Source organism: Rhodococcus sp. NPDC054953 (assembly GCF_053609225.1).
Map to the genome: position 1 here is coordinate 122,313 of NZ_JBSGXD010000003.1, position 26,947 is coordinate 149,259.

Below are 26,947 nucleotides of genomic sequence, written 5' to 3' on the forward strand. Positions count from 1 at the left end.
TTGGCCCGGGGGGGGGGAAAAGGTTCACCAACCCAACCCCCCCCCGAAGTCCTCCCCGTCCTCTAGTTCGTGGAAACTGCCCCCCCCACACAAGCGGGGGTGGCTCACAGGTACTGGCCGGTGCCCGCCTGCGGCTGCTGCTGCCCCGACTGCGGGTGCGCGCCGCCGCCCAGCCCGGGCGGCAGCGCACCCTGCCGCATCTGCTCGAGCTGCGCCCGCGCGGCCATCTGCTGCGCGAACAGCGCGGTCTGGATGCCGTGGAACAAGCCCTCCAGCCAGCCGACCAGCTGGGCCTGCGCGATCCGCAGCTCGGCGTCCGACGGAACGCTGCCGTCGGTGAACGGCAACGCGAGCCGTTCCAGTTCCTCCCGCAGCTCCGGCGCGAGGCCCTGCTCGAGCTCACGAATCGACGACTTGTGGATTTCCTTGAGCCGGGTGCGGCTGGCGTCGTCGAGCGGCGCCGCCCGCACCTCCTCGAGGAGCTGCTTGATCATGGTCCCGATCCGCATCACCTTCGCCGGCTGCTCGACCATGTCGGCGAGGGTCTCCGAGGGCTGCTCCTCGCCGCCCTCCGCTGGCTCGTCGGTGCCGGTGCCCGCGGCGTCCGCTGCGGCGTCGGCCGCCGAGCTGCCCGGCGTCAGCGCCACGGGCCTGCCATCGGGTCCGATCACGACAACGTGCTCATTCTCCGGTTGCGTCATGGCTCCATCTTCGCGGTTTCAGCGCGGAACCGCGAAGAGGCAGCTCGACCGCCGCGCGGCCGCGGTCAGATCGGCTGGCCGGGTGTGCAATCCGTCATCCCGATCACATCGCCGGGAAATCAGGTCTTAGGCTGTCGGTCATGGCTTACGACGTCGCCCGGGTGCGGGGACTGATCCCGTCGCTCGGGGACGGATGGATCCATCTCGATCCGCAGGCCGGAATGCTGCACCCCGATTCCGTGTCGACGGCCGTGTCGACGGCGTTCCGCGGCTCCGCGTCCTCGCACGCCGGACGGCATGCCGGCGCCCGCCGCGCCGCCGAGATCCTGCAGTCCGCCCGCGAGGCGGTCGCCGACCTGGTCGGCGGCGATCCGGCGGGCGTCGTCCTCGGGCCGGATCGGGCGTCGCTGCTGGCGTGGCTGGCTGAGTCGCTCAGCTCCCGGCTCGGGCTCGGCACCGGGGTGGTGCTGTCCCGGTTGGACGAGGAGGCCAACGTCGCGCCGTGGCTGCGGGTGGCGAACCGGTACGGCGCCCAGGTCCGGTGGGCGGAGGTCGAGATCGACACCTGCGACCTGCCAAGCTGGCAGTTCGCCGAACTCATCGGCCCGACGACCCGGCTGGTCGCGTTGACCGCGGCGTCGCCGATCGTCGGGTCCGCGCCCGATGTGCGGGTCGCCGCGGACCGGATCCACGAGATGGGCGGCCTGCTGGTGTGCGACGCCGTCGCCGCAGCGCCGTACGCGCACGTCGACATCCACGAGCTCGGCGCCGACGTCCTCGCCGTGAACGGGCCCACCTGGGGCGGACCGCAGGTCGGGGCGCTGGTGTTCCGGGACCCCGGTCTGATCGACCGGATCCCGCCGATCTCGCTGAACCCGCACGCGCAGGGCCCGGAACGCCTCGAACTGGGCGTGCACCAGTACGCACTGCTGGCGGGGCTGACGGCGTCCATCGACTACCTGGCCAACCTCGACGAGTCCGCGAGCGGCACCCGGCGGGAGCGCCTCGAGACGTCGATCAGCTCGCTGCAGGACTATCACGACCGGCTGTTCGAGCGGCTGCTCGCGTCGCTGCGCAGGCTGCCGCAGGTGACGCTGATAGGGACCTCGCACAGCCGGGTGCCGACGCTCAGCTTCACGATCGCCGGTGTCCCGGCGGACAAGGTCGCCGACCACTTCGCCGAACGCCGGATCGGCACCGTCGTCGGGGGCAGGGGCAGCAGGCTGCTCGACTCGCTCGGCGTCAACGAGGAGGGCGGCGCCGTGACGATCGGCCTCGCCCCGTACACCACGCGCTACGAAATCGACCAGCTCGTCCGTGCCGTCGCCTCGCTCGGCTGACCGTCCCCTCCGCCGGGGTTCCCTAATGTCACATCGGGTCACTCCACGATCGCTAATGTGACATTAGGGAACCCCGGCGCGGCTGTCAGGGGAGGGTGAGGACGATCTTGCCGACGGTGTCGGCGGAGTCCAGCAGCTCGTGCGCGGCGGCGGCCTCGGTGATCGGCAGCTCCGCGTGCACCACCGGGCGAACGGTGCCGTCCGCGATCAGCGGCCACAGCGACCGCGTCACCTCGGCGACGATCTCCGCCTTGCTCGACCGACCGGTCTCCGGGCGGCCGCGCAGGCCGGTCGCGAACACCCGGCCCCGCTTGGCGATCAACTTCCCGAGGTTCAGGTCCCCGATCGCGCCGCCCTGCATGCCGATCACGCAGAGCTGCCCGTCCTTGGCGAGCGCGTCGACGTTGCGGTCCAGGTACTTGGCGCCCATGTTGTCGAGGATCAGGTCGGCGCCGCGCTGCGGGGTGTCGCGGACCGCGGCGACGAAGTCGTCCTCGCGGTAGTTGACGGTCAGCGTCGCGCCGAGGTCGCGGCAGGCGGCGAGCTTGTGCTCGGAGCCTGCGGTGACGGCGACGGTGGCGCCGAGCGCGCCGGCGACCTGGATGGCGTGGGTGCCGATGCCCCCGCCGCCGCCGTGGATGAGCACCAGCTGCCCGGAGTGCATCCCCCCGATCATCACCAGGTTCGACCACACCGTGCAGGCGACCTCCGGCAGCGACGCCGCAGCGACCAGGTCAAGGCCGTCGGGCACCGGAAGTACCTGCGTGGCCGGGACAACCACCTGCTGCGCGTAGCCGCCGCCGGCCAGCAGCGCGCACACCCGGTCGCCGACCCGCCAGTCCGTCACGCCCTCCCCGACCGCGGCGACCGTGCCGGAGCACTCGAGCCCCAGGATCTCGCTCTCGCCTGGCGGCGGCGGATACAGCCCGCGGCGCTGCAGCACGTCCGCGCGGTTGACGGCGGTGGCGGCGACGTCGACGAGCACCCGGCCGGGGCCGGGGGACAGGTCGGGAACTTCGGACCAGGCGAGAACCTCGGGCCCGCCGGGAGCGGTGACGGTGATCGCATGCATGGCTCGACGCTAGCGAACACGCCGGGGCGGTGGCGACAGTACCGGCGGACACACCGGTTACCGTCTCGCCGTGACCTACTTCGGCAACATGCAGAACGAGATCTACTTCGCTGGCCTCGGCGGGACGGTCCCCACGCTGCCGATGACGGCGGCCGGGCTCGAGGACCTGGCCCGGGAGCGGTTGTCTCCGGAGGCATTCGGCTACATCGCGGGCAGCGCGTCCACCGAACGCACGGCGGCGGCGAACCTGGCCGCGTTCGACCGGCATTCGATCGTGCCGCGGATGTTGCGGGGCACCGCATCCGCCGACGCCCGGGACCTCGGTGTCGAGGTGCTCGGGACGCGGCTCGCGGCACCCGTGCTCACCGCGCCGGTCGGGGTGCTTGAGCTGGTGCACCCGGACGCCGAGGCGGCGGTCGGGGCGGTGGCGGCGGAACTCGGTGTCGGGTCGGTGCTCTCGACGGCGGCGTCCACTCCGATCGAGACGGTCGCGCAGGTGTCCGGCGACGCCTGGTGGTACCAGCTGTACTGGCCGTCGGACGACGAGGTGGCCGAGTCGCTGGTGCGGCGCGCGACCGCGGCGGGCGCGAAGGCGCTCGTGGTCACCGCCGACACGCCCGGGATGGGTTGGCGGCCGCGCGATCTCGAGCTGGGTCACCTGCCGTTCCTGCGGGCCAAGGGGATCGCGAACTACCTGTCCGACCCGGTGTTCCGGTCCCGGCTGGCGACCCCGCCGGAGGAGAGCGTCGAGGCCATGCAGATGGCCGTGCTGACCTGGGTGTCGATGTTCGGCAACCACTCGATCCGGGCGAACGACATTGCGCGCCTGCGGGAGTGGACAGATCTCCCGATCGCGGTGAAGGGGGTCGTGCATCCCGACGACGCGCGCGCGGTCGTCGACGCCGGCGCGTCCGGTGTGGTGGTCAGCAACCACGGCGGACGCCAGGTCGACGGTGCGATCGCGGCACTCGACGCGCTCCCCGACGTCGCGGCGGCGGTGGGGGAGCGGGCCACCGTGCTGCTCGACTCCGGGATCCGCAGCGGCGCCGACGTCGTCAAGGCCCTTGCGCTGGGGGCGGACGCGGTCCTGTACGGGCGACCGTGGGTGTACGGGCTGGGACTCGCAGGCGCGGACGGTGTGCGGCACGCGCTCCGGATGCTGCTCGCCGACCTGGACGTGACCCTCGGCCTCGCCGGGTTCGCGTCGGTCGCCGAACTGGATGCGTCGATCCTGCGCAGCATCTGATCGGAGGTTGGTCACTAGACTGGCGAGGTGGCAACAGAGATCGCAGACGCAACCGACGCGGCGCCCCGGTGGCTGAACGCGGCGGAGATGCGGGCGTGGCGAGGGTTCATCGAGGGCAGCCAGCGCCTAATGGAGGTGCTGGGCCGAGAACTGCAGTCCGGGCACGGGATTTCCCTGGCCGACTACCGGATCCTCGTGATGCTGTCGGAGTCCCCGGACGGGTCGGTGCGGATGAGCGAACTCGCCGACGGGGTGCTCTCGTCTCGCAGCAGACTGACCCATCAGGTGCGGCGGCTGGAGACGGAAAACCTGGTCACCCGCAGCACCTGCGTCGAGGACGGTCGCGGCGTCCTTGCCCTGATCACCGACGCCGGGCGCGCGAAGCTCGCCGAGGCGGCGCCGACCCACGTGCGCGGGGTCCGCGGGTATCTGATCGACCTGCTCGACGCCGATGAACTGGCCGGGATGGCGACGGTGTTCGACAAGGTCGACGGGGCGCTCGACACCCGGCCCGGCGCCTGACCGGCGCCGAGTTGGTCCCGCGGTGCTCCCGGCGGTTAGGATTCGCCACGGAAGCGTGGCAGAGCGGCCGAATGCACTCGCCTTGAAAGCGAGCGTGGCGTTAAACCCACCGGGGGTTCAAATCCCTCCGCTTCCGCCGAACGCCCCCACCCGGATCGGGTGGGGGCGTTGTCGTGCGGAGGTGGCGCCCCGCGGTGTCGGTGCCCGCTGCCACACTGGGGCCCGGCAGCGTGGCCGCGTCGAACATCGGAGGAGCGAGATGCGCAAGGTTCCTGGCGGCTGGGTGGGTGCCGCGGTGGTGTTGGTGCTGCTGTTGACCTTCTGGGCGCTGATCGTCGGCACCGTGCTGGTCGGGATCGCGGCGTGGAGCATCTACAAGCTGGTCGGGATCGGGCTCGCGCGGCGGCGTGATCGGCTGACCGGGCAGCGTGCGACCGCGTCCGGGCTGGCGGCGCGTGCCCAGATTCAGCACGAGCAGTACCTGGCCGGCGACGCGCGCGGCGTGTACGGGGAGTACCAGCCGGTGCCGCTCCGATGATCGGGGTGACGGCCGGAACGCGGTGGGCGGTGATCGCGGCGATCGCGATTGCCGGTGTCGTCGCCGTCCGCTGGCTGCGGGCCGGTGCCGCGATGAACTCGGCCGACTGGGCGACCGCCGATCCGATCGGTCCGGACGACCTCGCCGGCTAGCTATCCGGGTGTGTTCAGGTACGTCTCGATGGCCTGCTGGGCCTTCGGGTTGCCGTTGCCGATGCCCACCGCGGCACCGATCGCGGCACCGGTGGGGGCGCCGATCATGCAGCCGGCGAGGCTGCCAGGGAACATCGACACGCAGCCGATGCCGAGTCCGACGGCGGCGCCGATCGCGGTGCCCGCCGCGCCGCCCTGCGCCCACCCCATGCCCAGTTCGGCGAGCATGTTGTCGAGGGCCTGCTGTTTGGTCAGCGGCGGGGGCGGGGCGGGGTCGGCGTGCGCGGTCCCCGTGCCGACGAACATCGCCCCGGCAACGAGAGCCGTGGCCGACATCTTCGTGATCAGCTTCATCGCGATCCCACCTTGCGGACGAAGAGACGAGTCGGGACCGACTGTAGCCCCGCGGACCGACTTTCGTCGGGTGAACGCCCGCGCGCGTCCTCGATCAGGACGCCGCCCGCAGCACCATGCCGCCGAACTCGACGACATACTCGTGTGAGGACTCGTCGAAGCGCGCGGAGTAGGTGGTGGGGTAGTACCCACTCTTCGCGTAGGCCTCGGGCTGCCTGATCTGCTGCTCGACGCTCTGCCTCGTCAACATCCAGTCGCGCGTCATCATCGGTTCCATGAATGTGTATGCACCGTCCCATGATCCGGCGATCAGCACCTGCTGGAAGTCGAAGCCGGGCCCGATCCTGTCGGTGCTGTCGAACCAGTGCATTCCCATGTCGGGCACCGTGTTCAGCACGGCGGGGCCGGGTGCCGGTGCGTACCCGGCAGGCATGTAACGCGCAGGCGGAACATTCGACGCGCGCGGGATGAAATCGAGTCGCATCGGGGTGATCTCGCCGACCGCGGCGGAATCGATCATGTAGAAGTGCATGTCGAAATGGGGTTTGGTGAAGACGCCGGCCGGTTCGTGCCCGTGCGGGTTCCAGTCGACCGTCAGATGGTCGAACACCGTCTCCGGCGCGTCCTGCGGCAGCGCGAGCCGGAACACCTGCATCGGGACGTCCGCCGCGGAGGTCAGCCCGTCGAGCGCGGCCGCGGTCATCCGGATGCCGGTGGCGGTCGGCGTGCCGTCCCCGCCGACCGTGACGTACGAGTGGGCCGACCCGTCGCCGATGGTCACCGTTGGTCCGTCCCGGGTGTCGCCTGCGGCCGCGGCGTCGGGAGCGAGCGCGCACACCCCGCCCACGACCAGGGACGCGGAGGCGGCGAGGGCGAGACCGGTGGAGCGGAGGCGACGCTGAATCCGCATGAGGCACCTCGTTCACGCAGGTGATGGGCGACACAATGATAGCCCGCTTTGCGCTGGTGGATTCCCGCGAGCGGATCGACCGGGTCCCGCCGCCGGGCGCCCGACGGGCGCTCGTGTCGCGCTGCGCGGGGCGCCGGTCTTCGGATACCGTGGCCGCGGCGGCTCGTCCGCAACCCGGCGGGGGCGCCGCACGAGGTGGGCCCATGAAGCTTCTCGTGACGCTGGCACTGTCCGCGGCCCTCTGCGGCCTGATCACCCCCGTGTCCGGTGCCGCGCCGCAGGCGTCGCCCGGGCAGCAGTCCGCGACCGTCGATCGAGTCACGATGCTCACCGACCGCCGTGCTGCGGTATTCGTGCGGTCGCCGTCGATGCGGGAGGTCATCCAGGTCCAGGTGCTGCTGCCGCCGCAGGGCACCGGTCCGCGGCCCACCCTCTACCTGCTCGACGGCGCGGGCGGTGGTGAGGAGTCGAACTACCGGGAGAGCACCTGGACCCAGAAGACCGATGCCGTCGCCTTCTTCGCCGACAAGCCGGTCAACGTGGTGCTGCCGGTCGGCGGCACCGGGAGCTACTACACCAATTGGCTGCGGCCCGATCCGACGCTCGGTGTCGACGAATGGGAGACGTTCCTGACCCGGGAACTGCCACCGATCATCGAGGCCCGATTCGCGGGCAACGGCGTCAACGCGATCGCGGGCCTGTCGATGGGCGCACACGCCGCGCTGAACCTCGCCACCCGCCATCCGGCGATGTTCGAGGGGGTGGCGGCCTTCAGTGGATGCCCGGACAACAGCCAGTCGAACTCGCGGCTGTCGGTGCGGGCCACCGTGGCCTGGAAGGGCGGCGACGCCGACAACATGTGGGGGCCCGAGGGCGACCCGGCGTGGGCGGCGAACGATCCGATGCGCAATGCGGATGCCTTGCGGGGCAAGGCCGTCTACCTCTCCACCGGCAACGGGGTGATCGGCCCGCTGGACGACCCCAGCACCGTGGACGGGCTGAGCGCGATCACGCTCGGTGCCGCGTTGGAGGCCGCCGCGCTGCAGTGCACCCGACTGTTCGACGCCCGGCTGCGGCAGCTCGGCATCCCCGCGACCGTCCGCTACCGCGACACCGGAACGCACTCGTGGCCCTACTGGCAGCTGGACCTGCACGACGCCTGGCCGACGCTGGCCCGCGCACTGCGGGTGTGACCACGACCGGCCGGTCAGTCCTGCGCTGCCTTCCGGATCGCGAGGCCGGTGCCGGTCGCGAAGGCGAGGAAGGCGTCGTTCTCGACGGGGTCGCCGATGGTCACCCGGACGCCGTCGCCGGCGAACGGTCGCAGCACGACACCCTCGCTGATGCTGCCCTCCGCGAACTCCGTCGTGCAGGCGCCGAGCGGCAGCCACAGGAAGTTCGCGTTCGACGGGGGCACCTCGTACCCGGCCGCGAGCAGCGCGTCCCGCACCCGCGTCCGCTCGGCGACCACCGTATCGGTGCGGGCCAGCAGCGCGTCCTCGACCGCGAGCGAGGCGATGGCCGCGGTCTGCGCGATCGAACTGACCGCGAACGGCAGGTGCACCTTGCTCAGCGCCGCCACGATCTCGGGGTCGCCGACGGCGTATCCGACGCGGATTCCGGCCAGGCCGTACGCCTTGGAGAAGGTGCGCAGGACAACGACGTTGGGTCGGCCCTCGGCGAGGGCGACACCGTTGACGGCGGTCCCGTCCGCGCCGGGACGCATGTATTCGTAGTAGGCCTCGTCGAGGACGACGAGGATGTCGGCGGGGACCGCGTCGAGGAATCGTTCCAGGGCGGCCGCGGCGACGACCGTCCCGGTCGGGTTGTTCGGGTTGCACACGAAGATCAGCCGCGTGCGGTCGGTGATCGCGGCGAGCATCGCGTCGAGGTCGTGGACGTGGTCCGCGGTCAGCGGAACGCCGACCGGGGTCGCACCGACGACCTGCGCGAGCACCGGGTACACCTCGAAGGCGCGCCACCCGAACATCACCTCGTCGCCGGGGCCCGCGGTGATCTGGACCAGTTCCTGGCACAGGCTGACCGAGCCGCAGCCGGTCGCGATCCGGTCGGCGTCGACCCCGAGCTTGTTCGCCAGCGCGTCCCGCAGTGCCACCGACCCGTTGTCGGGGTAGCGGTTGGCGCCAGCGGCCGCCTCGGCGATCGCGGCCACCACGCCGGGAAGTGGTCCGGCGGTGACCTCGTTGCTCGCCAGCTTGTACGCGCCCGGGTAGCTGCGGCCGGGGGTGTAGGGGCTGATGGCGGCGAGGTCGGGACGGATGCGTGCGTTCACAACGAACCATTATGCGCGGAGAGGCCTGCTCGGACGTCGGACTGCCGAATTCGGTCCGGCTCGCGGTCGGCGACCAGCGGGAACGGCGGATTCACCAGCCGTTTTGCAGAATCGAGCGGACCCTGTGTAATCTTTCGTCCCGGCGGTTCGAAAGGACCTGAGCCTAGGAAGCGTGCCAGAGCGGCCGAATGGGACTCACTGCTAATGAGTTGTCCTCCTTACAGGGGACCGGAGGTTCAAATCCTCTCGCTTCCGCCACGTCGGTTCGCCGACACCGTCGATCTTTGGATCGGCACAACTGAAGACATGCGCCCGTAGCTCAACGGATAGAGCATCTGACTACGGATCAGAAGGTTAGGGGTTCGAATCCCTTCGGGCGCACCAAGGAAAGCCCCGCGTCGGCACTGCCGGCGCGGGGCTTTTCCGATCCGCCGGGGGATCGGTCGCGCCCGAACGGGCGGTTACCGGAACATCGGCCGAGAGCCGCGCTCGGCATCCGCCCGTTCGATGTCCGTCCGGGTCACCAGCTGCAGCCGCAGATCCCGGTCAGCGACTGCACCTGGAAGCACTCGCCGCAGGTCGTGAGCAGCTCGCGGCGCCTGCTGAGGTCGCGTTTCTGGGCCTTCGCGCGGGCCTGCACCACGCTCGGGGCGAGCGTCGCGACGCCACCGTCGACGGGCAGGTCCACCGCGCCGAAGTGTCGATAGCACCGCAGTCGTTCCTCGGCGGCATGCAGCTCGAGGTCGTCGGCCGCGATGCCGTACGTCGCGAGCACGGCCTTCGCGTAGCCCTCGCCGACGGTGCCGTTGACGCTGACGCACAGCGCGGACAGCAACGGTTCGCCGCGTGCCGCGCAGTCCGCCCCGACCCGGCTGAGGGTCTTGCCGATCCAGTTCTGCAGAAGGTTGCGGGTCCGCACCCCGGACCGCTCCTGGATCTCGTCGGCGAGTTCCTGATAACTGAGGGTGCGCTGGTAGGTGCCGGCCACTTCGATCAGGACGCGGCGGGCCTCGGCGGACCAGATCTCCTGATTGTCGGGCATCGATAACCTCCTGGGGCTGAAATCCGATCAGCCCCATTCTGTGACCGATGTGTTATCGAATGCGCAGGTTTCGCTGTTCCCGACCACGACGGACGCCCGTGCTCCACAATGTTCGGCCGGCACGCTGGCGGTGGCCTCGGCTGCTGAACCGCGTTGCGTCGCTTACCGTAGACAGGTGACCACTCCTGCGCAGGGCGCCGACACCGTTTGGCCCGCGGTCCTCACCTGGCGGGCGCACCACGCGCCCCGGATGGAATCGGTGCGAGTGCAGTTGGTGGGCAACCGGATCAAGGCGTCCGGCCGGATCATCGGCGGTCACTGCGACGAGCATCCCGCGTTCAGCGCGTCCTACGATCTCGTCACCGATGAGGCGGGTGTGACTCGCAGGCTGTCCCTGCGGACCAGCCTCGCGACCGGGGAACGGCACGTCTCGATCAGCCGGGACGCCGAGGGCTACTGGATGGTCGAGGACGGCAGCAGTCACCACCGGTCCGCGTTCGGCGGGGCGCTCGACGTGGACGTGGTGCTCAGCCCGTTCTTCAACACCCTGCCGATCCGGCGGTTCGGGATGCAGCGCGACTCCGAGGACGTCCAGGTTCCGGTCGTGTACGTGTACCTGCCCGACCTGAGCGTGCGGCCCGCGGACCTGACCTACAGCTCCGGCCCCGACGGCATCCACGTGCTCTCGCCGGTGTCCAGCTCGTCGATCACCGTCGACCCCGACGGATTCATCCTCGACTATCCGGGCCTCGCCGAACGCATCTGAGCGGCTCCGCCCGTGAGTCCTTTTGGCCCGCACGCGGACCAGAAGGACTCACAGTGCGCGGAGCGCGCCACCCCGGCGACCCGCCTCCCGCAGGGCCTCCGCCCAGCCGGGGGCGCCGATCTCGATGCCGGTGATGTCCCAGCGGTCCAGGTCGTCGTGACGCTGCCGGGCCCGGTACCCGGCCTCGACGAGGGTCTCGGTGCTCCCCGACTCCGCCAGCGCCCGGCGCGCCTCGGTCAGCAGCGCCAGCGCCTCGTCGAGCGCCACCGTCAACGCCGGGGCGTTGGCCTCGCACATCGCCCGGACCAACGCGGGTGCGGTGCCCGCAACCCGGGTGCCGTCCCGGTACGACCCCGCGGCAAGGGCCAACGCCAGATCGCCACCGGCCGCGGCGGTCACGGCCAGCGCCTCGGCCAGCAGGTGCGGCAGGTGCGAGATCCGGGCGACCGCGGAGTCGTGCTCGGCGGCGCAGGCGGGCACGACCACGGACCCACAGTCCAGGGCGAGGCGCGCGACCCGCGTCCACGCGTCCGGGGCGGTGTCGTCCTCGGCGGCGACCACCCACGCCGCCCCGTCGAACAGGCCAGGGAACCCGGCCGACCATCCGGACTCCGCGGTCCCGGCCATCGGGTGCCCGCCCGCGAACCGCGCGGCGAGGCCGTGCCTGCGGACGGCAGCAAGGACCGAGCCCTTGACGCTGATCACGTCGGTGAGCGTGCAGGCGGGCGCGTGCGCGGCGACCTGCGTCAGGACGCCGTCGAGGGCGGGTTCGGGGACGGCGATCACCACGATCGCGTCGGTGTCCGCGGCGCGGATCAGCGCCGCCCGCAGGTCGGTGCCCGCGTCGAAACCGTCGGCGCGGGCCTCGTCGGCCGGGCCTGCGGATCGGTTCCACCCCCACGCCTGCCGTCCCGCTGCGACGGCGGCCCGCAGCAGCGATCCGCCGATCAGTCCGAGGCCGAGCACACACACCGGGGTAGCAGTCGATTCAGCGGACACTCGCCTAGGTTGGCACATTTGCCCGCTGAACTTCATGTAGGGGCCGAACGCGGACTACGGTTGCCGCATGGCTGCTCAGCGCGCGGGGAACAACGCCCCCTCGGACCAGTTCGAAGACCTCGACGGCTTCGGTGTTGCAGTGGTGCTCGACGACGGGAAGTGGAAGTGCACGGCCCTCACCGGGGCGGCGCTCGCGAGCCTGGAGCAGGCCGAGAAGGAACTGCTCGCCATGCGCGCCTCGGGTGCGGTGTTCGGTCTCCTCGATGTCGACGAGGAGTTCTTCGTGATCCTGCGGCCCGCCCCGACCGGGACCCGGCTGCTGTTGTCCGATGCGACGATGGCCCTCGACTACGACATCGCCGCCGATGTGCTGGAGGCGCTGAACATCGAGACCCCCGACGTCGACCCGGACGATCTCGACGACATCGAGCCGTGGGAGGAGGGCGACCTCGGCGTCCTGTCCGATCTCGGCCTGCCCGAGCCGGTGCTCGGGGTGATCCTCGCGGAAACCGACCTGTACCCCGATGAGCAGTTGTCGATGATCGCGCAGCGGCTCGGGTTCGGCTCGGAGCTGTCCGCGGTTCTCGACGCCGCTTCCCGGTAGTGACGCTGCCGCTCGCCCGCGACGAGGCGATGGTGCGGGCCGCGATCGAGGCGGCGGGTGCCGCGGACGCCGCGGATGTTCCGGTGGGGGCGGTGGTCTTCGACGCCGACGGGGTGGAGCTCGCGCGGGCCGCGAACGCGCGGGAGGCGGCCGGGGACCCGACCGCGCACGCGGAGATCGTGGCGCTGCGGCGGGCGGCGAAGGTGCACGGCGACGGCTGGCGTCTGGAGGGCGCGACGCTGGCGGTGACCCTGGAACCGTGCACGATGTGCGCGGGCGCGTTGGTGCTCGCGCGGGTGTCCCGGGTGGTGTTCGGGGCGTGGGAACCGAAGACCGGCGCGGTCGGGTCGCTGTGGGATGTGGTCCGCGACCGCAGGCTCACCCACCGCCCGCAGGTCCGCGGCGGTGTCCTGGAAGCGGAGTGCGCGGCCCTGCTCGACGACTTCTTCCGGACCCGCCGCTGACCGGGTCGCTCACGGTGGCAGGAGCCCCGACACCAGGGCGTCGATGATCTCGTCCGTCGGGGTGTCGGGCATCAGGGGAGTGGTCAGCCGCTCGAGAAGTAGGCCGTCGACGGCGTAGTGGAACAGCGCGATTTCCCGCGCGCCGCCCGGCAGCCCGGCCGCGGTGTTGAACGCGACATCCGCCTCGAATCCGGTTCGGCCCCAAGCGGACATCATTGCCGCGACCTCGGGTCGTCGGCTGCTTTCCAGTCGGAGCTCGAACAGCGCGAGCGTCACCTCGCGATTCTCGGTGAGCCGCCGGACGATGTCCCGGACATAGTCGGCGAACAGTTCGCGGCTCGGCTCGCGGTCGGCCAGCGTTGCCAGGGCCTCGGCGCCGGGGATCAGTCGTTCGCCGATCCGTTCCACGAGGCCGGCGATGAGGGCGTCCCGGCTGCGGAAGTAGTTCGATGCGGTGCCCAGCGGGACGCCCGCCGCACGATCGACCGCCCGGTGGGTGAGGCCCCGGGCGCCCTCGGCGGCGAGGACGGTCAGGCCCGCGTCGGCGAGCAGCTGCCGACGTTCGTCATTGCGTGCCATGCGACGAATCCTAGCGCAACCACGACACCTGTTGTATGTTCGTGGCAACCACAACAACTGCAGTGATTGGAGTCCGGCATGCGTGAACTCGTGTACTACGTCGCCGCGAGCCTCGACGGCTACATCGCGGGCCCCGACGGTCGATACGACGCATTTCTGATGGAGGGCGACCACATGGCCGACCTCGCCCGGTTCGCCGACGCCATCCCCACCGACGGTGCCGCGCACCTCGGAATTCCCCAGCCGGGCACCCGATTCGACACCGTGCTGATGGGGTGGAACACCTATGCGGGCGGCGCGGCCGAAGGCGCGACCAGCCCGTATCGGCACCTGCGCCAGATCGTGTTCTCGCGCAGCAACCACGCCGATGCAGAGAACCTGGAGGTCGCCGCCGCCGACCCGGTGGAACTGGTGCGTGAACTGAGGCGCACGGACGGCGCGGACATCTGGCTGTGTGGCGGCGGCGCACTGGCCGGTGCGCTCGTCGACGAGATCGACAGACTGATCGTGAAGCGTCACCCGGTGCTCTTCGGTGCCGGTGTCCCGCTCTTCGGTGGGGTCGCGTATCGGCCCGCGGTGTTCGACGTGGTGGACACCCGGACGTTCTCCTCGGGCGTCGAGGTGGTCGAGTACGTGCCGCGAAGGGCCTCGGCGACTTCGCCTGTTTCTGCAGGTTGAGGCACGATTTCGTTCCCGCGGGGGCATTCGGGTACTGTTTCCCGCGGTGGCGTGTCCGAGCGGCCGAAGGTGCAGCACTCGAAATGCTGTGTACGGTAACCCCGTACCGAGGGTTCAAATCCCTCCGCCACCGCCAAGGCTCCCCAGCTGTGTACGCAGGTGGGGAGCTTTTTTTCGTGCGGGTGTCCCCGTCTCGGCGCGGTGGACCGGCCATTCTGGTAACCATGGTGGCCGTGAACAAGGCCTCGATCGTGATTCCCCTCGCCGGTGCTGCGCTGCTGGCTCTCGCCGGATGCTCGTCGGACGAGTCGTCCGGTGCCACCGAGGACGGCTTGCGGGCCGCGCTCGACGCCCAGTACGCGAACCTGCAGCAGGGCGACTGGGCCGCCGATTACGACAACCTGTCCGCGCGCTGCCAGGAGAAGTTCGGGCGGGAGGAATACACCGAGGCGGCGGCGACGGCGTACGCGGGCCGGGACTTCTCCGGCCCGCAGCAGGTCGAGATCACGATGGACGGTGACTCGGCGACCGTCGTCGCGACCTCGTTCGACGGCAAGGGCAACAAGGCGCCGATGACGTGGACCTACCTCGACGGCGAATGGCGATTCGACAGCTGCTGACCCACCGCGAGTGCGTCGCCCGGAGTGCCGTGCGACGCACCCCGGGCGCGGCCGGTTCCCTGGGGATCGCCGCCTGTGGACGGCCGATTCCCCGCCCCGATCAGCGCTAGCGTGCGGCTGAGCACAGCGGAGTGCCGGAGGGGGTAGCCGATGTCGGGGGAGATGAGCGTCGACGTCGCGGCGGTGGAGACGCTGGCGGCGGCGTTGGCCGTCGCGGCGGGCCGGACGGCGGGCGGTGACCCCGCGGCGCCGATCGCGGCCGCGGCGGCGGCGTTGCCCGGGTCGGACACCGCGGCCGTGCTGGTGCCGCTGTCCGTGGGCCTGTCCGGTGCGGTCGGGGATGCCGCCGCGCGGCTCCAGGAGATGGCCGCCACCGCACGACGGTCCGCGGCCGGATACCTCGCCGCCGACGATGCGACGGCGGCCCGGCTGCGCGGCGAACTCTGATGCGTCCCACCCTCACCCAACTGCGCGCCTGGACCCCGGAGGCGCTGACCGGGCATGCCGCCGTTCTTACCGCGCTGAGCGAGCACCACCTCGCGAGCGTCGCCTGCGCGGATGCCCGGGTTCGGGACGTCGCGTGGACCGGGGTCGCCGCCGTCGCCGCGGCGGAGCGGTCGGATCGAGAAGTCGCCGCGTCGAAGGCGTTGTCCGCGCACCTCGACGCCGTCGCCGGGGCGCTGCGGGAGGCCGCGCACCGGGTCGGTGCCGCCCGCGCCGCGGCGCTCGCCCTCGCGGACGAGGCGGTCGACCGGTTCGGGCTGCGCGTCACCGACTCCGGGCGGGTCGCCGCGCCGGCGACGTCCCGGCTCGGCGGCCTGCTCGTCACCGTCCTGATGCGGGTCGCGCTCGCCGAGCTGGCCCGGATCCAGGACGCCAGGTTGGCGGCGGCTCTCGATGCGGTGGACGCCGCCGACCGCGCGGCAGCGACGGCGCTCCGTGGCGTGAACCATGCATCGGTCCCGCCGGGCGATGCGTCCCCCGAAGACAATTCGCGCTATTGGCGGCGGCTGACTCCGGCACAGCGCGGTGCCGTGCTCGCCGAGCATCCGGACTGGATCGGCAACCGTGACGGCATCCCGGCGGCGGTCCGTGACACCGCGAACCGGGCGGTGCTGGAGGCCGACCGGCGCGGCCTCGCCGACCGCATCGAGGAGATTCGGGCGGCGGGCCGGTACCGGGATCCCCTCGGCGGCGCCAGCTGGTGGGCCCGGGCCGAGGTGTCGGCGGCGCGGGCCCGTCTCGACGAGATCGACTCCGTGGCACGGGCTCTCGACGACCCGGAGCGACGACTGCTCGTCTATCGCGGCGGCGCAGAGGTGCGCGCCGCGGTCGCGGTCGGCGATGTCGACCGCGCTGACCACGTCGCGGTGTTCACGCCGGGCGTGAACTCCACCGTCGGGGGCGACCTCGGGAGGTACGCCGATGCCCTGACCCGGGTGCGGGCGAGCGGTGCCAGGCAGCTCGGCGCAGTCGGCCGCGACGAGTCCGTCGCAACGGTCGTGTGGATGGATTATCGTGCGCCGCAACTGGACCCGGCGGAGCCGTTCGATGCGCTGCGGGATGCGGTGGTCGACCTCGCGGGTGGTGCCGCGGCTCGGTCGGGGGCCGAGTCGCTGGCGTCCTTCCTGCGCGGCCTCACCGCGGCGCGGCCCGGGGAGATGCACCTGACCGCGGTCGGCCACTCCTACGGATCGACGGTCACCGGGTTGGCGCTGCAACACGGACCGGCAGGCGTCGACGACGCGGTGTTCCTCGGCTCGCCCGGCGTCGGCGCCGACGACGTCACCGACCTCGGGCTCGCGCCGGGTCGGGTGTACGCCGCGGACGCCCCCGGCGACCTGATCGCCGACCTCGGCGTCTACGGCGCCGACCCGGACACGCTCGCCGGTGTCACCGTCCTGCCCACCGCCGCCCGCGACTCGCTCACCGGCGTGACGGGCCACAGCGGGTACCTCGATCCGGGCAGTGCCAGCCTCGACAACGTCGCCGCCGTCGTCGCCGGACTACCCGGATGAGGCGGCCTTGCCGGTTTCATACCTGGATGGTAGGAATTTGCGTTGGCGACGGGTCCGACGAGGGGTGGGTGGCGTGCACATCAGCGCGAAGGTCGACTACGCGGTGCGCACCCTCGTCGAGATCGCCGCCGCGGACACCACACCGGTCAAGGCCGAGCACCTGGCAGGCGCCCAGTCCATTCCCCACAAGTTCCTTGAAGCCGTTCTCGGCGACCTGCGCCGCGCAGGCCTGGTGCACAGCCGCCGCGGCCCCGACGGGGGCTACTGGCTGGCCCGGCCCGCGGCGGACATCGCGGTCGCGGACGTGATCCGCGCCGTCGAGGGACCCCTCGCCTCCGTGCGCGGGGACCGCCCCGAGGAGGTCACCTACGGCGGCGCCGCCGCGCCGCTCCGGGACGTATGGATCGCGGTCCGGGTGAACCTGCGTGCCGTGCTCGAGGCCGTCACCGTCGCCGACATCGCCGCGGGCGACCTGCCCGCGTTTGTCGCCGACCTGACCGCCGACCCGCAGGCGTGGCACCGCCGCTGACCGTCCCGCCCGCGCGCCCGCCCGACGACAAACGAGCAGGTTGGTAGCCTCTTTCGATATGTTGTACTCACTGCTGCGGACATACCTGCGGCCGTACCGGGCCGCCCTCGCGGGTGTGATCGTCCTGCAGTTGATCTCCACGATGGCATCGCTGTACCTGCCGAGCCTGAACGCCGACATCATCGACAAGGGCGTCACCAAGGGCGACACCGGTGTGGTGCTGTCCACCGGCGGCATCATGCTGCTCATCACCTGCCTGCAGATCGCCTGCAGCATCGGCGCCGTGTATTTCGGCGCCCGCGCCGCGATGGGGCTCGGCCGTGACCTGCGCGCCGCCGTCATGTACAAGGTCGGCGACTTCTCGTCCAGGGAGGTCGGCTTCTTCGGTGCGCCGTCGCTGATCACCCGCAACACCAACGATGTCCAGCAGGTGCAGATGGTGGTGGTGATCTCCTGCACCATCCTGGTCGCCGCGCCGATCATGTGCATCGGCGGCATCGTCATGTCGATCCGGCAGTCCCAGGGCCTGGCATGGGTGCTCGCGGCGGCGGTGCCCGCGCTGGCGCTGACGATGTTCCTGGTGATCCGGAAGATGATCCCGCAGTTCCGGTCCATGCAGGTGCGGATCGATGCGATCAACCGGGTGCTGCGCGAGCAGATCACCGGGATCCGGGTGGTCCGCGCGTTCGTCCGGGAGCGGTACGAGGTGGAACGCTTCGGCGAGGCCAACGACTCGCTCGTGTCGGTCGCGCTGCGGGTCGGGCGGCTGATGGCGTTCATGGCGCCCGCGGTCATGCTGATCGCGAACCTCACCAGCATCTCGGTGCTGTGGTTCGGCGCCCACCTGATCGACGACGGGAAGATGGAGATCGGCGCGCTGACGGCGGTGCTGTCCTACATCATGCAGATCCTGATGTCGGTGATGATGGTGACGGTGATGACCGTGCTGCTGCCGCGCGCCTCGGTGTGCGCCGAACGGATCAGCGAGGTCCTCGACACCGAGCCGTCCGTCCGGGAACCGGACTGGACCCTCGACTCCTGGCGGGAGCGGGGCATCGTCGAGATGCGCGACGCGTCGTTCGCGTTCCCCGGCGCCGACGAACCGGTCCTGCGCAACATCACCTTCCTCGCCGAACCGGGCATGACCACCGCGATCATCGGCGGCACCGGGTCCGGCAAGTCGACGCTGCTCAACCTGATCCCGCGGCTGATCGACGTCACCGACGGCCAGGTGCGGGTGGGGGGCGCGGACGTCCGGTCCATCGACCCGGACCGGTTGCGGGGCTCGATCGGTCTGGTGCCGCAGAAGCCGTTCCTGTTCTCCGGCACCATCGCGACCAACCTGCGCTACGGCAACCCCGACGCCACCGACGCCCAACTGTGGCGCTCCCTGGAGATCGCGCAGGCCGCGGACTTCGTGCGGGCCGCACCCGACGGGCTCGACACCCCCGTCGCGCAGGGCGGAACCAACCTGTCCGGCGGCCAGCGTCAGCGCATCGCGATCGCCCGCGCCCTCGTCCGCAGCGCCGAGATCTACCTGTTCGACGACTCCTTCTCGGCGCTCGACCTCGGCACCGATGCCCGGCTGCGGGCGGCGCTGCGCCCGGTCACCCGCGACTCCTGCCTGATCCTCGTCGCGCAGCGGGTCTCGACGATCATCGACGCGGATCAGATCCTGGTGCTCGACGACGGCCGCATCGTCGGTGCGGGCAGGCACGAGCAACTCCTCGAGAGTTGCCCCACCTACGCGGAGATCGTCGCCTCCCAGTTCACCGCCAAGGAGGCGTCGTGAGTGCAGCGCAGGCCGGCGCGATGCCGGGGAAGAAGGCGCTGAACTTCGGGCCGTCGCTGCGGCGGCTGCTGCGCCGGTTGGCGCCGCACCGCATCGCGGTCGGCACGGTCATCGTGCTGGCCACGATCAGCGTCGTGTTCAGCGTGATGGGCCCGAAGATCATGGGCCACGCCACGAACATCATCTTCGACGGCATCGTCGGGCATCAGCTGCCCGCCGGGTTGACCAAGGACCAGGCCGTCGACGCGCTGCGGGCGGACGGGCAGGACACCTTCGCCGACATGGTGTCCTCGATGAACGTCACCCCCGGTGTCGGCATCGACTGGACCGCACTCGGGCAGGTGCTGGCGCTGGTGCTCGGCCTGTACCTGCTCGCCTCGCTGTTCGCGTGGCTGCAGGCGTACCTGCTGAACAACATCGTCCAGGGCACCGTCCGGCAGCTGCGCGCCGACGTCGAGGCGAAGATTCACCGGCTGCCGTTGAGCTACTTCGACACCACCCAGCGCGGTGACCTGCTCTCCCGCGTCACCAACGACATCGACAACGTCGCGCAGACGGTCAACCAGACCATCAACCAGATGCTGACGGCGCTGCTCACGGTCGTCGGCATCCTGGGGATGATGCTGTGGATCTCGCCGCTGCTCACCCTGATCGCGATCCTCACCGTTCCCGCGTCGATCGCGGTCACCGCGGTCATCGCGAAGCGGTCGCAGAAGCACTTCGTCGCGCAGTGGCACACCACCGGCGCGTTGAACGCCCAGATCGAGGAGACGTACACCGGGCACGACCTGGTGAAGGTGTTCGGCAGGCAGCGGGAGGTCCGGGCCGCGTTCGACGAGAAGAACGACAAGCTCTACCAGTCGGCGTTCAAGGCACAGTTCATCTCCGGGCTCGTGCAGCCCGCCGTGATGTTCCTCGGGAACCTAAACTATGTCGCGATTGCAGTGATCGGCGGCATGCGGGTCGCGTCGGGCACCATGAGCCTCGGCGACGTGCAGGCGTTCATCCAGTACTCCCGCCAGTTCACCCAGCCGATCACGCAGATCAGCTCGATGATGAACCTGATGCAGTCCGGAGTCGCGTCCGCGGAGCGGGTGTTCGAATTGCTCGACGAGGAGGAGCAGTCGGCCGATCCGGAGGAGGCCGCCACCCCCCGGACCAAACGGGGACTCGTCGAGTTCCAGGACGTGTCGTTCCGCTACAAGGACGAGCAGCCGCTGATCGAGGACCTCAACCTGATCGCCCGTCCCGGGCAGATGGTCGCGATCGTCGGGCCGACCGGTGCGGGCAAGACGACACTGGTCAACCTGGTGATGAGGTTCTACGAGGTGAACTCGGGCCGGATCCTGCTCGACGGCGTCGACATCGCGACGATGACCCGCGACGACCTGCGCTCCCGGATCGGGATGGTGCTGCAGGACACCTGGCTGTTCGGCGGGACCATCCGCGACAACATCGCCTACGGCCTGCCCGGCGCGACCGAGGAGCAGATCCTGCAGGCCGCGCGGATGAGCCACGTCGACCGCTTCGTGCGGACCCTGCCGAACGGCTACGACACCGTCATCGACGAGGAGGGCAACAACGTCAGCGCGGGCGAGAAGCAGCTGATCACCATCGCCCGCGCGTTCCTCGCCGAGCCGTCCATCCTGATCCTGGACGAGGCGACCAGCTCGGTCGACACCCGCACCGAGCTGCTCGTGCAGCACGCGACCGCGGCGCTGCGCAGCGACCGCACCAGCTTCGTGATCGCGCACCGGTTGTCCACCATCCGCGACGCGGACCTGATCATCGTGATGCAGGACGGGCAGATCGTCGAACAGGGCACGCACACGCAGCTGCTGCTCGACCCCGACGGCGCCTACTCGGAGCTCTACAACAGCCAGTTCGCCGGCCCGGCCCAGGTGCAGGCGTGATCGAAGAGACGGACCACGTGACAGACGACAACACTCCGGTGCCCACCCCGAACGACCCGTTCTTCACGGTGCGGACCCGGATCCCCGGGCAGCTCGGGCGGACGGGCACGATCCACACCCCGCACGGGGACATCGCCACCCCGGCGTTCATCGCGGTCGGCACCAACGCGACCGTGAAGGCCGTGCTGCCGGAGACCATCCGGGAGGCGGGGGCGCAGGCCGTCCTCGCCAACGCCTACCACCTGTACCTGCAGCCAGGCCCGGACATCGTCGACGAGGCGGGGGGCCTCGGCCGGTTCATGAACTGGCCCGGGCCGACGTTCACCGACAGCGGCGGGTTCCAGGTGATGTCCCTCGGTGTCGGCTTCAAGAAGGTCCTCGCGATGGACGCCGTCGGGGTGCAATCCGACGACGTGATCGCGCAGGGCAAGGAGCGGCTCGCGCACGTCGACGACGACGGGGTGACGTTCAAGTCGCACCGGGACGGCAGCAGGCACCGATTCACCCCGGAGATCTCGATGGGCATCCAGCATCAGCTGGGAGCCGACATCATCTTCGCGTTCGACGAGCTCACCACGCTGTTCAATACCAGGGGCTACCAGGAGCAGTCGGTGCAGCGGACGCAGGCGTGGGCGGTGCGGTGCATCGCCGCACACGAACGGCTCACCGCCGAGCGCAGGCACCGGCCGTATCAGGCGCTGTTCGGTGTCGTGCAGGGCGCCCAGTACGAGGACCTGCGCAGGCAGGCGTGCCGGGGACTGGAGTCGATCGTCGGCGAGACGGGCCGCGGCTTCGACGGTTACGGCATCGGCGGTGCGCTGGAGAAGCAGAACCTCGGCACGATCGTCCGCTGGTGCAACGAGGAGCTGCCGGAGCACAAGCCGCGGCATCTGCTGGGCATCAGCGAGCCCGACGACCTGTTCACCGCGGTCGAGAACGGCGCCGACACCTTCGACTGCGTGAACCCGTCCCGGGTGGCGCGCAATGCGGCGATGTACACCGAGGGCGGCCGGTTCAACGTCAACACCAGCCGCTTCAGGCGGGACTTCAACCCGATCGACGAGAACTGCGACTGCTACACCTGCCGCAACTACTCGCGGGCCTACCTGCACCACCTGTTCAAGGCGAAGGAGATGCTCGCCTCGACGCTGGCGACGATCCACAACGAGCGGTTCACGATCCGCCTGGTGGACCGGATCCGGGAGAGCATCGACGGCGGCTACTTCGACGACCTGAAAGCGCAGACGCTGAGCAACTTCTACGCAACCGCCCGCGCCTGACCCGCACCCTGGACTCGTCCCGAATGGCCCATTCGGTTACTTCAACTGACCGAATGGGTCATTCGGGGCAGGGACGGGGAATCCGGTGGCGTCAGGACGCGAGGACGTACGTCGGTTCGCGCTTCTTGACGTAGGCGATGACGCGGTACGTGACGGGCATGACCAGCACCTCGACGAGCGTCTTCCAGAGGAACCCGACGAGCAGGTAGTTCAGGAAGTCCTCCCAGGTGGAGATGCCGATCGCGCCCGCGGCGATCGCGCAGAAGATCAGGGTGTCCGCGAACTCGCCGACCACGGTCGAGCCGATCAGCCGTGCCCACAGGTGCCGCTCCTTGGTGCGTTCCTTGATCGCCACCATCACCAGGGAGTTCAACAGCTGCCCGACCAGATAGCCAGACAGGCCAGCCAGCAGCAGCCGCGGGTAGACACCGACGACCGCCTCAAGGGAGGACTGGTTCTCGTAGAAGTCGGCGGACGGCAACTCCAGCAGGATCAGGAAGCACACCGACGCCAGGATCAGGGCGCCGAATCCCAGGTAGATGGCCCGCCGGGTGGCCTTGAACCCGTACACCTCGCTGAGCACGTCACCGACGACGTAGGCGAGGGGGAACAGGAAAAACCCGCCGTCGGTGATGATCGGCAGGACCTGAAGGGGGCCGATCGTCAGGTCGGCGTCGGGGAAGAACGCGACGCCCTTGGTGGCGCAGATGTTGGAGATCAGCAGTACCGCGGTGAACAGCGCGACGAGGGTCGGGTAGTAGCCGCGGGCGACGTACGCGAAGGAAGCCTGCTCTGGCTGCTTGCCTGCCTGGTCTGAAGCTGTCACGTCGGCCATCCAAGCACCGCGACGACGTCGGGCGCGAACCCGGCGAGGGTTCGCGCCCGATGTGCGAGGTTTGCGATCAGGGGCGCCGCTTGAGCTCCTTGACGTCCTCGGAGATCTTGATGACGGCGACGTAGAACTCGAGGCTGATCCGCATCAGGGCCAGTAGGACCAGCCCGAGCAGCGGCGCGCCAATCATGATGAGCAGCCCGAGCGGTTCCCCGTTCGCGATGCCCGCGATGCCCGCGATGATCCCGAACACCGTGTACAACCCGACCATCACGGTGAGCAGGATGTAGAGGATCTTGACGACCTTGGGCGTCACGTAGCTGTTGAAATTGAAGTCGAACAGTGCCCCGAAGAACCCGCCTGCCTGGGCGCCGGCCGTCGGCGGTGCCGGTGGGGCCGGCGGGAAGCCGCCGAACGGGGCGTGCCCACCCGGGTGGCCCGGCTGGCCGTACTGCGGCGGGGGCGGCGGGTAGCCTGCCGCCGCGTAGTCGGGCTGCGCTGGGTACTCGGGCTGCGCCGGGTACTCGGGTTGCGCCGGGTACTCGGGCTGCGGCCCGGCATAGGCGGGTTGCCCGGTGTGGCCGGGCTGCTCGGTCGGGCCGCCCTGTCCGGGCTGGCTGGTGGGTCCGCCGGTGGTCATCTCTCCCCCTGAGGTCGTCGCGGTCGGATGACCGCCGGGGGCAGGATACGGACCTCCCCGGCCGCGTGTCAGCGGCACACGCCGCCGAGCAGAACCGACGTGTCGGAGATCGCACCCCGCCGGGGACGGGCGGCTCAGGCCGCGACGCGGCCGCCGACCACCACCCGGTACGCGTAGGTCGACGCGATGATCGTCAGCGGGACGGTGATCAGCAGGCCCAGCCCGCACAGGATCAACCCGACGATGTTCAGCCCGACCAGCGCCAGTGCCAGCAGCACCAACTGCCCGACATTCGCCGAGATCGCCTCGAAACTGGACTTGATCGCGGTGATCGGGTCCTGGTCCTTGTCGATGACGAACTGCAGTGTCCAGTAGGTGAGGAAGGCGATGATGATGCCGGGAATGATGAACAGCAGGAACCCGATGCCGGTGATCAGCCCGACCAGGAAGCTGGCGATGATGATCGCGCCGACGTTGCTGAACTGGAAGAACGCCCCGAAGCTCGGCTTGGTTCCGTTCAGTTCGCCCAGCGCCCCCCGGACCAGCGCGGCGCTGATCAGGTAGCCGACGACGGTGGTGACGATGCGGCCGATGATCCCCCAGAGGCTGAAGTCCCAGAATCCCGCGTAGTCCGCGAAGTCCATGTCCGCGTCGGCGTCGGTCACCCTGGACCAGTCGGTGAAGATCGCGGCGACCGCGCCGCTGATGATCGCGGCGACGATCAGGATTCCGATCCACACCCCGGCGTTGGCCTTGAACTTGCTCCACGCGTAGCCGAGGGCGTCACCGACCGTCAGCTGCGGGCTGCCGCCGGGGCCGCCGAACCCCGGGGCCGGCTGCAGCGGGGCCCCGTATCCACCGGTCGGGGGTGGCGGCGGGTAGCCGCCGGGCTGCGGCGCCCCGTATCCCGGTGGCGGGGGATAGCCGCCGGGTTGGCCGTACGTCGGCTGGCCTTGGCCCGGCGGGGGATACCCCTGGTTGGGCGGCGGCGGGTAGCCCTGGTTGGGCGGCGGCGGAGGAGTGCCGGATCCGGGCTGTTGCGGTGTGTTCGGGTCCGGAACTCCGGGCGGGTTGTCGCTCACGGGCATCCCCTCGTCGTGCAGAGTCGGTGGTGCAGTGCGGTCGTACCGTGTGCCGTGCTGGCATGACAGTACGACGCCCGTCGGACAGTCGCACGGCGACAAGCAGGTGTTTCGTACCGATTCGGCTACGACGGGGCGTCCGGGACGAACACCCACGGGTCGCGGGGGAGCACGTCGGGATCGAACCGGTCGAGCAGGTCAGGCATCGACGGACGCTCGCCCGGTTCTGCCAGCCCGAGGGTGCGGGCGAGCAGGCCCCGCACCGCGTGCGGGTCGCGTCCGGCGGCCCGCTGGTCCGCGAGGGTGACGGCGCCGTCTCGTTTCGCGAGCCGTTGGCCGTCCGCATTCAATGCAAGGGGGACGTGCGCGTACACCGGCACCGGCAACCCGAGGAGGGACGCCAGATAGGCCTGACGTGGTGCCGAGCCGAGCAGGTCGTCGCCACGGACCACCTGGTCGATGCCCTGCGCGGCATCGTCGACGACGACGGCCAGGTTGTATGCGGGGACTCCGTCGCCGCGGCGGAGCACCACGTCGTCGACGAGTCCGGTGTGCGGGCCCCGCAGCAGGTCGTGCACCGTGAACGCGGCGAGGTCGGCGCGCAACCGGAGCGCCGGCGGGCGTCCGCTGTCCCGCTTCTCCTGCTGCTGCGCCGCCGTCAGGTCGCGGCAGGTGCCCGGGTAGTGCCCGTCCGGTCCGTGCGGCGCGGTGACGGCCTGCTGGATTTCGCGTCGGGTGCAGAAGCATTCGTAGGTCAGGCCGGCAGCGGCGAGCGTGTCGACGGCATCGGCGTACCGGCCGGTTCGCCGTGACTGGTGGACGAGGTCGCCGTCCCAGTCGATGCCGATCGCGGTGAGGTCGGCGAGTTGGCGCTGCTCGGCGCCGGGCCGGACCCGGTCCAGGTCCTCGATCCGCATCAGGAAGGCGCGGCCGGTGCTGCGGGCGAAGAGCCATGCGAGGAGTGCGGTCCGCAGATTGCCGAGGTGCAGGTCACCGGACGGACTTGGCGCGAACCGACCCGCTCCCGGGACCTGCGTACTCATGCCGCCAGCCTAGGGTGCCCGGCGGCCCGGCCACGACAGCGGAGGCGAACTCCGGGAGCGGTGTCCGGGCCTTCCCGCGGTCAGGGTCTGCGCCCGAGGATCCCCAGCACTCGGGACTGCTCGTCGGCACCGGCGGGCACCTCGACGGCCGGTCCGCAGACACCCGGGCTGCGGATCGCGTCGCCCATCCGCTCCGCGAGACCCGAGGCGATGGCGAGGTCCTCCGCGGGAATGGTCTCGTCGAGCCCGGTGGCGCGGGCGAGGTCCCAGCGGTGAATCACCAGGTCGAAGGCCATGAACGCGCCGAAGGTCGCGGCCACGGTGGTCCGGCCCAGCCTGCTGTCGTACTCGCGGCCGGCCCGCTCGGGGTCCTCGAGGATCTCCAACACCGCGTCGCGGGCCGTCGCCCACGCCGCGACCGGATCCGCCGCGACGTCCGGGCCGGACGGCAGGCTCAGGCCTGCCGGGGTGAGCGGAAACGACTGCGTCTCGATGACGTGCCCGACCACATCGCGTGCGGTCCAGCCCTCACAGGGGGAGGGGGAGTCCCAGCGGTCCGCGGGGATTCGGGTGACGGTGTCGGTGAACCTGTCCGCGAGGCGGCGGTACGTCTCGGCTGTGTCTGTGATGTCCATCGCATCATTGTGCTCCGGGGCACCGACACGATCCCGAGACGCGGCGCGGGCACCGCAATGGTGGCAAGGAAAGAACCGGGGCCCCCGATCCGAAGCTCGGGGCCCACGGTGTGGCGGAGGATAGGGGATTTGAACCCCTGAGGGCGTTAACCCAACCCGCGTTCCAGGCGAGCGCCATAGGCCACTAGGCGAATCCTCCGTGGGCGAGCATACCGGTACACCCCCCAGGAACGAAAAACGGGCCGTGTGAGGTGCCCGACCCCGGCCGGTTACCCGTCCCGCCGCGCCGATCGCTACACTCGT

General features: G+C 70.5%; 30 protein-coding genes and 5 tRNA genes. 21 read left to right on the plus strand and 14 right to left on the minus strand.

Translation table 11 applies throughout. The annotated features are described in order from the left end of the window. Positions 1-104: 104 nt before the first annotated feature. On the minus strand, positions 105-701 hold the full coding sequence (locus ACWF62_RS03535) for a bacterial proteasome activator family protein (protein WP_378507640.1): 597 nt from the start codon (positions 699-701) through the stop codon (positions 105-107). Positions 702-841: 140 nt separating this feature from the next. Between ACWF62_RS03535 and ACWF62_RS03540 the strand changes: the two genes are divergently transcribed. Further along, a complete protein-coding gene (locus tag ACWF62_RS03540; RefSeq protein ID WP_378507641.1) occupies positions 842-2,041 on the plus strand; it encodes a cysteine desulfurase-like protein in 1,200 nt (399 codons plus the stop codon). A gap of 85 nt (positions 2,042-2,126) precedes the next feature. On the opposite strand, the gene ACWF62_RS03545 is transcribed toward ACWF62_RS03540, so the two are convergent. Then, a complete protein-coding gene (locus tag ACWF62_RS03545) occupies positions 2,127-3,113 on the minus strand; it encodes an NAD(P)H-quinone oxidoreductase (RefSeq protein WP_378507642.1) in 987 nt (328 codons plus the stop codon). Positions 3,114-3,201: 88 nt separating this feature from the next. Here ACWF62_RS03545 and ACWF62_RS03550 point away from each other — a divergent pair, with 88 nt between their 5' ends. The 5 genes from ACWF62_RS03550 to ACWF62_RS03570 all read left to right on the plus strand — a co-directional run bounded on the left by ACWF62_RS03550 (position 3,202) and on the right by ACWF62_RS03570 (position 5,571). Next, positions 3,202-4,359 carry an alpha-hydroxy-acid oxidizing protein gene (locus ACWF62_RS03550; RefSeq protein WP_378507743.1) on the plus strand — a complete coding sequence of 386 codons (1,158 nt, stop codon included), beginning with the start codon at positions 3,202-3,204 and terminating at the stop codon, positions 4,357-4,359. Positions 4,360-4,446: 87 nt separating this feature from the next. Then, complete coding sequence (locus ACWF62_RS03555) at positions 4,447-4,881, plus strand: MarR family winged helix-turn-helix transcriptional regulator (RefSeq protein ID WP_378507744.1); 435 nt, start codon at positions 4,447-4,449, stop codon at positions 4,879-4,881. Between the two features lie 49 nt (positions 4,882-4,930). Beyond that, a tRNA-Ser gene (locus ACWF62_RS03560) sits at positions 4,931-5,017 on the plus strand. 123 nt (positions 5,018-5,140) lie between these two features. Further along, the gene (locus tag ACWF62_RS03565; protein WP_452629427.1) at positions 5,141-5,419 is read left to right on the plus strand and encodes a hypothetical protein; all 279 of its coding nucleotides are present in this window, start codon (positions 5,141-5,143) and stop codon (positions 5,417-5,419) included. 5 nt (positions 5,420-5,424) lie between these two features. Continuing rightward, complete coding sequence (locus ACWF62_RS03570) at positions 5,425-5,571, plus strand: hypothetical protein (RefSeq protein WP_378569831.1); 147 nt, start codon at positions 5,425-5,427, stop codon at positions 5,569-5,571. Here the strand turns inward: ACWF62_RS03570 and ACWF62_RS03575 are convergent, their stop codons facing one another. Together ACWF62_RS03575 and ACWF62_RS03580 are read right to left on the minus strand one after the other, a co-directional pair. Next, positions 5,572-5,925 (minus strand): hypothetical protein, encoded by a 354-nt coding sequence (locus ACWF62_RS03575; protein ID WP_378507645.1) that lies wholly within the window; start codon positions 5,923-5,925, stop codon positions 5,572-5,574. Between the two features lie 94 nt (positions 5,926-6,019). Then, positions 6,020-6,835, minus strand: a complete 816-nt coding sequence (locus ACWF62_RS03580) for a DUF5602 domain-containing protein (RefSeq protein WP_452629429.1) — start codon at positions 6,833-6,835, stop codon at positions 6,020-6,022. 203 nt (positions 6,836-7,038) lie between these two features. Between ACWF62_RS03580 and ACWF62_RS03585 the strand changes: the two genes are divergently transcribed. Then, positions 7,039-8,028 (plus strand): alpha/beta hydrolase, encoded by a 990-nt coding sequence (locus ACWF62_RS03585; RefSeq protein WP_452629430.1) that lies wholly within the window; start codon positions 7,039-7,041, stop codon positions 8,026-8,028. Between the two features lie 14 nt (positions 8,029-8,042). Here ACWF62_RS03585 and hisC read toward each other — a convergent pair whose 3' ends face one another. Continuing rightward, positions 8,043-9,128 carry a histidinol-phosphate transaminase gene (gene hisC / locus ACWF62_RS03590; protein WP_452629431.1) on the minus strand — a complete coding sequence of 362 codons (1,086 nt, stop codon included), beginning with the start codon at positions 9,126-9,128 and terminating at the stop codon, positions 8,043-8,045. A gap of 166 nt (positions 9,129-9,294) precedes the next feature. Between hisC and ACWF62_RS03595 the strand changes: the two genes are divergently transcribed. Then, a tRNA-Ser gene (locus ACWF62_RS03595) sits at positions 9,295-9,386 on the plus strand. 50 nt (positions 9,387-9,436) lie between these two features. After that, positions 9,437-9,512 (plus strand) — tRNA-Arg (locus ACWF62_RS03600). A 136-nt stretch (positions 9,513-9,648) separates the two neighbouring features. Here ACWF62_RS03600 and ACWF62_RS03605 read toward each other — a convergent pair. Next, positions 9,649-10,170, minus strand: a complete 522-nt coding sequence (locus tag ACWF62_RS03605) for a hypothetical protein (protein ID WP_378507649.1) — start codon at positions 10,168-10,170, stop codon at positions 9,649-9,651. Between the two features lie 175 nt (positions 10,171-10,345). On the opposite strand from ACWF62_RS03605, the gene ACWF62_RS03610 reads away from it, so the two are divergent. Continuing rightward, positions 10,346-10,936 carry a putative glycolipid-binding domain-containing protein gene (locus tag ACWF62_RS03610; RefSeq protein ID WP_378507650.1) on the plus strand — a complete coding sequence of 197 codons (591 nt, stop codon included), beginning with the start codon at positions 10,346-10,348 and terminating at the stop codon, positions 10,934-10,936. A gap of 48 nt (positions 10,937-10,984) precedes the next feature. Here ACWF62_RS03610 and ACWF62_RS03615 read toward each other — a convergent pair whose 3' ends face one another. Continuing rightward, positions 10,985-11,953, minus strand: a complete 969-nt coding sequence (locus ACWF62_RS03615; protein WP_378507651.1) for a prephenate dehydrogenase — start codon at positions 11,951-11,953, stop codon at positions 10,985-10,987. 49 nt (positions 11,954-12,002) lie between these two features. Here ACWF62_RS03615 and ACWF62_RS03620 point away from each other — a divergent pair, with 49 nt between their 5' ends. Further along, the gene (locus ACWF62_RS03620; protein WP_378507652.1) at positions 12,003-12,539 is read left to right on the plus strand and encodes a tRNA adenosine deaminase-associated protein; all 537 of its coding nucleotides are present in this window, start codon (positions 12,003-12,005) and stop codon (positions 12,537-12,539) included. A 5-nt stretch (positions 12,540-12,544) separates the two neighbouring features. Further along, positions 12,545-13,003 (plus strand): nucleoside deaminase, encoded by a 459-nt coding sequence (locus ACWF62_RS03625; RefSeq protein ID WP_378569871.1) that lies wholly within the window; start codon positions 12,545-12,547, stop codon positions 13,001-13,003. 9 nt (positions 13,004-13,012) lie between these two features. Here the strand turns inward: ACWF62_RS03625 and ACWF62_RS03630 are convergent, their stop codons facing one another. After that, the gene (locus ACWF62_RS03630; RefSeq protein WP_378507653.1) at positions 13,013-13,582 is read right to left on the minus strand and encodes a TetR/AcrR family transcriptional regulator; all 570 of its coding nucleotides are present in this window, start codon (positions 13,580-13,582) and stop codon (positions 13,013-13,015) included. 78 nt (positions 13,583-13,660) lie between these two features. Between ACWF62_RS03630 and ACWF62_RS03635 the strand changes: the two genes are divergently transcribed. The 9 genes from ACWF62_RS03635 to tgt all read left to right on the plus strand — a co-directional run bounded on the left by ACWF62_RS03635 (position 13,661) and on the right by tgt (position 22,412). After that, positions 13,661-14,260, plus strand: a complete 600-nt coding sequence (locus tag ACWF62_RS03635) for a dihydrofolate reductase family protein (RefSeq protein WP_378507654.1) — start codon at positions 13,661-13,663, stop codon at positions 14,258-14,260. Positions 14,261-14,305: 45 nt separating this feature from the next. Further along, positions 14,306-14,396, plus strand: a tRNA-Ser gene (locus ACWF62_RS03640). 97 nt (positions 14,397-14,493) lie between these two features. Further along, positions 14,494-14,880, plus strand: a complete 387-nt coding sequence (locus ACWF62_RS03645; protein ID WP_452629432.1) for a hypothetical protein — start codon at positions 14,494-14,496, stop codon at positions 14,878-14,880. A 150-nt stretch (positions 14,881-15,030) separates the two neighbouring features. After that, positions 15,031-15,327: a hypothetical protein gene (locus ACWF62_RS03650; protein ID WP_378507656.1), complete on the plus strand. Its 297-nt coding sequence runs from the start codon at positions 15,031-15,033 to the stop codon at positions 15,325-15,327. Next, positions 15,327-16,898, plus strand: coding sequence for an alpha/beta hydrolase (locus tag ACWF62_RS03655; protein ID WP_452629433.1), 1,572 nt, complete (start codon positions 15,327-15,329; stop codon positions 16,896-16,898). The genes ACWF62_RS03650 and ACWF62_RS03655 overlap by 1 nt, the downstream gene beginning before the upstream one ends. Positions 16,899-16,971: 73 nt before the next feature. Then, positions 16,972-17,427 carry an RrF2 family transcriptional regulator gene (locus ACWF62_RS03660; RefSeq protein ID WP_378507658.1) on the plus strand — a complete coding sequence of 152 codons (456 nt, stop codon included), beginning with the start codon at positions 16,972-16,974 and terminating at the stop codon, positions 17,425-17,427. Positions 17,428-17,485: 58 nt separating this feature from the next. After that, positions 17,486-19,219 (plus strand): ABC transporter ATP-binding protein, encoded by a 1,734-nt coding sequence (locus ACWF62_RS03665; protein ID WP_452629434.1) that lies wholly within the window; start codon positions 17,486-17,488, stop codon positions 19,217-19,219. A gap of 20 nt (positions 19,220-19,239) precedes the next feature. Then, positions 19,240-21,132 (plus strand): ABC transporter ATP-binding protein, encoded by a 1,893-nt coding sequence (locus tag ACWF62_RS03670; protein ID WP_378507746.1) that lies wholly within the window; start codon positions 19,240-19,242, stop codon positions 21,130-21,132. Beyond that, positions 21,132-22,412, plus strand: a complete 1,281-nt coding sequence (gene tgt, locus ACWF62_RS03675; protein ID WP_378507747.1) for a tRNA guanosine(34) transglycosylase Tgt — start codon at positions 21,132-21,134, stop codon at positions 22,410-22,412. Before ACWF62_RS03670 ends, tgt begins: the two co-directional genes overlap by 1 nt. A 91-nt stretch (positions 22,413-22,503) precedes the next feature. Here tgt and ACWF62_RS03680 read toward each other — a convergent pair whose 3' ends face one another. From ACWF62_RS03680 to ACWF62_RS03705, 6 genes are all read right to left on the minus strand, one after another. Then, on the minus strand, positions 22,504-23,238 hold the full coding sequence (locus ACWF62_RS03680) for a queuosine precursor transporter (protein ID WP_378507660.1): 735 nt from the start codon (positions 23,236-23,238) through the stop codon (positions 22,504-22,506). Between the two features lie 76 nt (positions 23,239-23,314). After that, positions 23,315-23,884: a DUF4282 domain-containing protein gene (locus ACWF62_RS03685; RefSeq protein ID WP_452629435.1), complete on the minus strand. Its 570-nt coding sequence runs from the start codon at positions 23,882-23,884 to the stop codon at positions 23,315-23,317. Between the two features lie 134 nt (positions 23,885-24,018). After that, positions 24,019-24,972, minus strand: a complete 954-nt coding sequence (locus ACWF62_RS03690; protein ID WP_378507662.1) for a hypothetical protein — start codon at positions 24,970-24,972, stop codon at positions 24,019-24,021. Between the two features lie 119 nt (positions 24,973-25,091). Next, on the minus strand, positions 25,092-26,009 hold the full coding sequence (gene gluQRS, locus ACWF62_RS03695; RefSeq protein WP_452629436.1) for a tRNA glutamyl-Q(34) synthetase GluQRS: 918 nt from the start codon (positions 26,007-26,009) through the stop codon (positions 25,092-25,094). Between the two features lie 80 nt (positions 26,010-26,089). Then, entirely contained in the window at positions 26,090-26,638 is a 549-nt protein-coding gene (locus ACWF62_RS03700) for a TIGR03086 family metal-binding protein (protein ID WP_378507748.1), read from the minus strand. Between the two features lie 117 nt (positions 26,639-26,755). Then, a tRNA-Ser gene (locus ACWF62_RS03705) sits at positions 26,756-26,843 on the minus strand. Between the last annotated feature and the right edge of the window lie 104 nt (positions 26,844-26,947).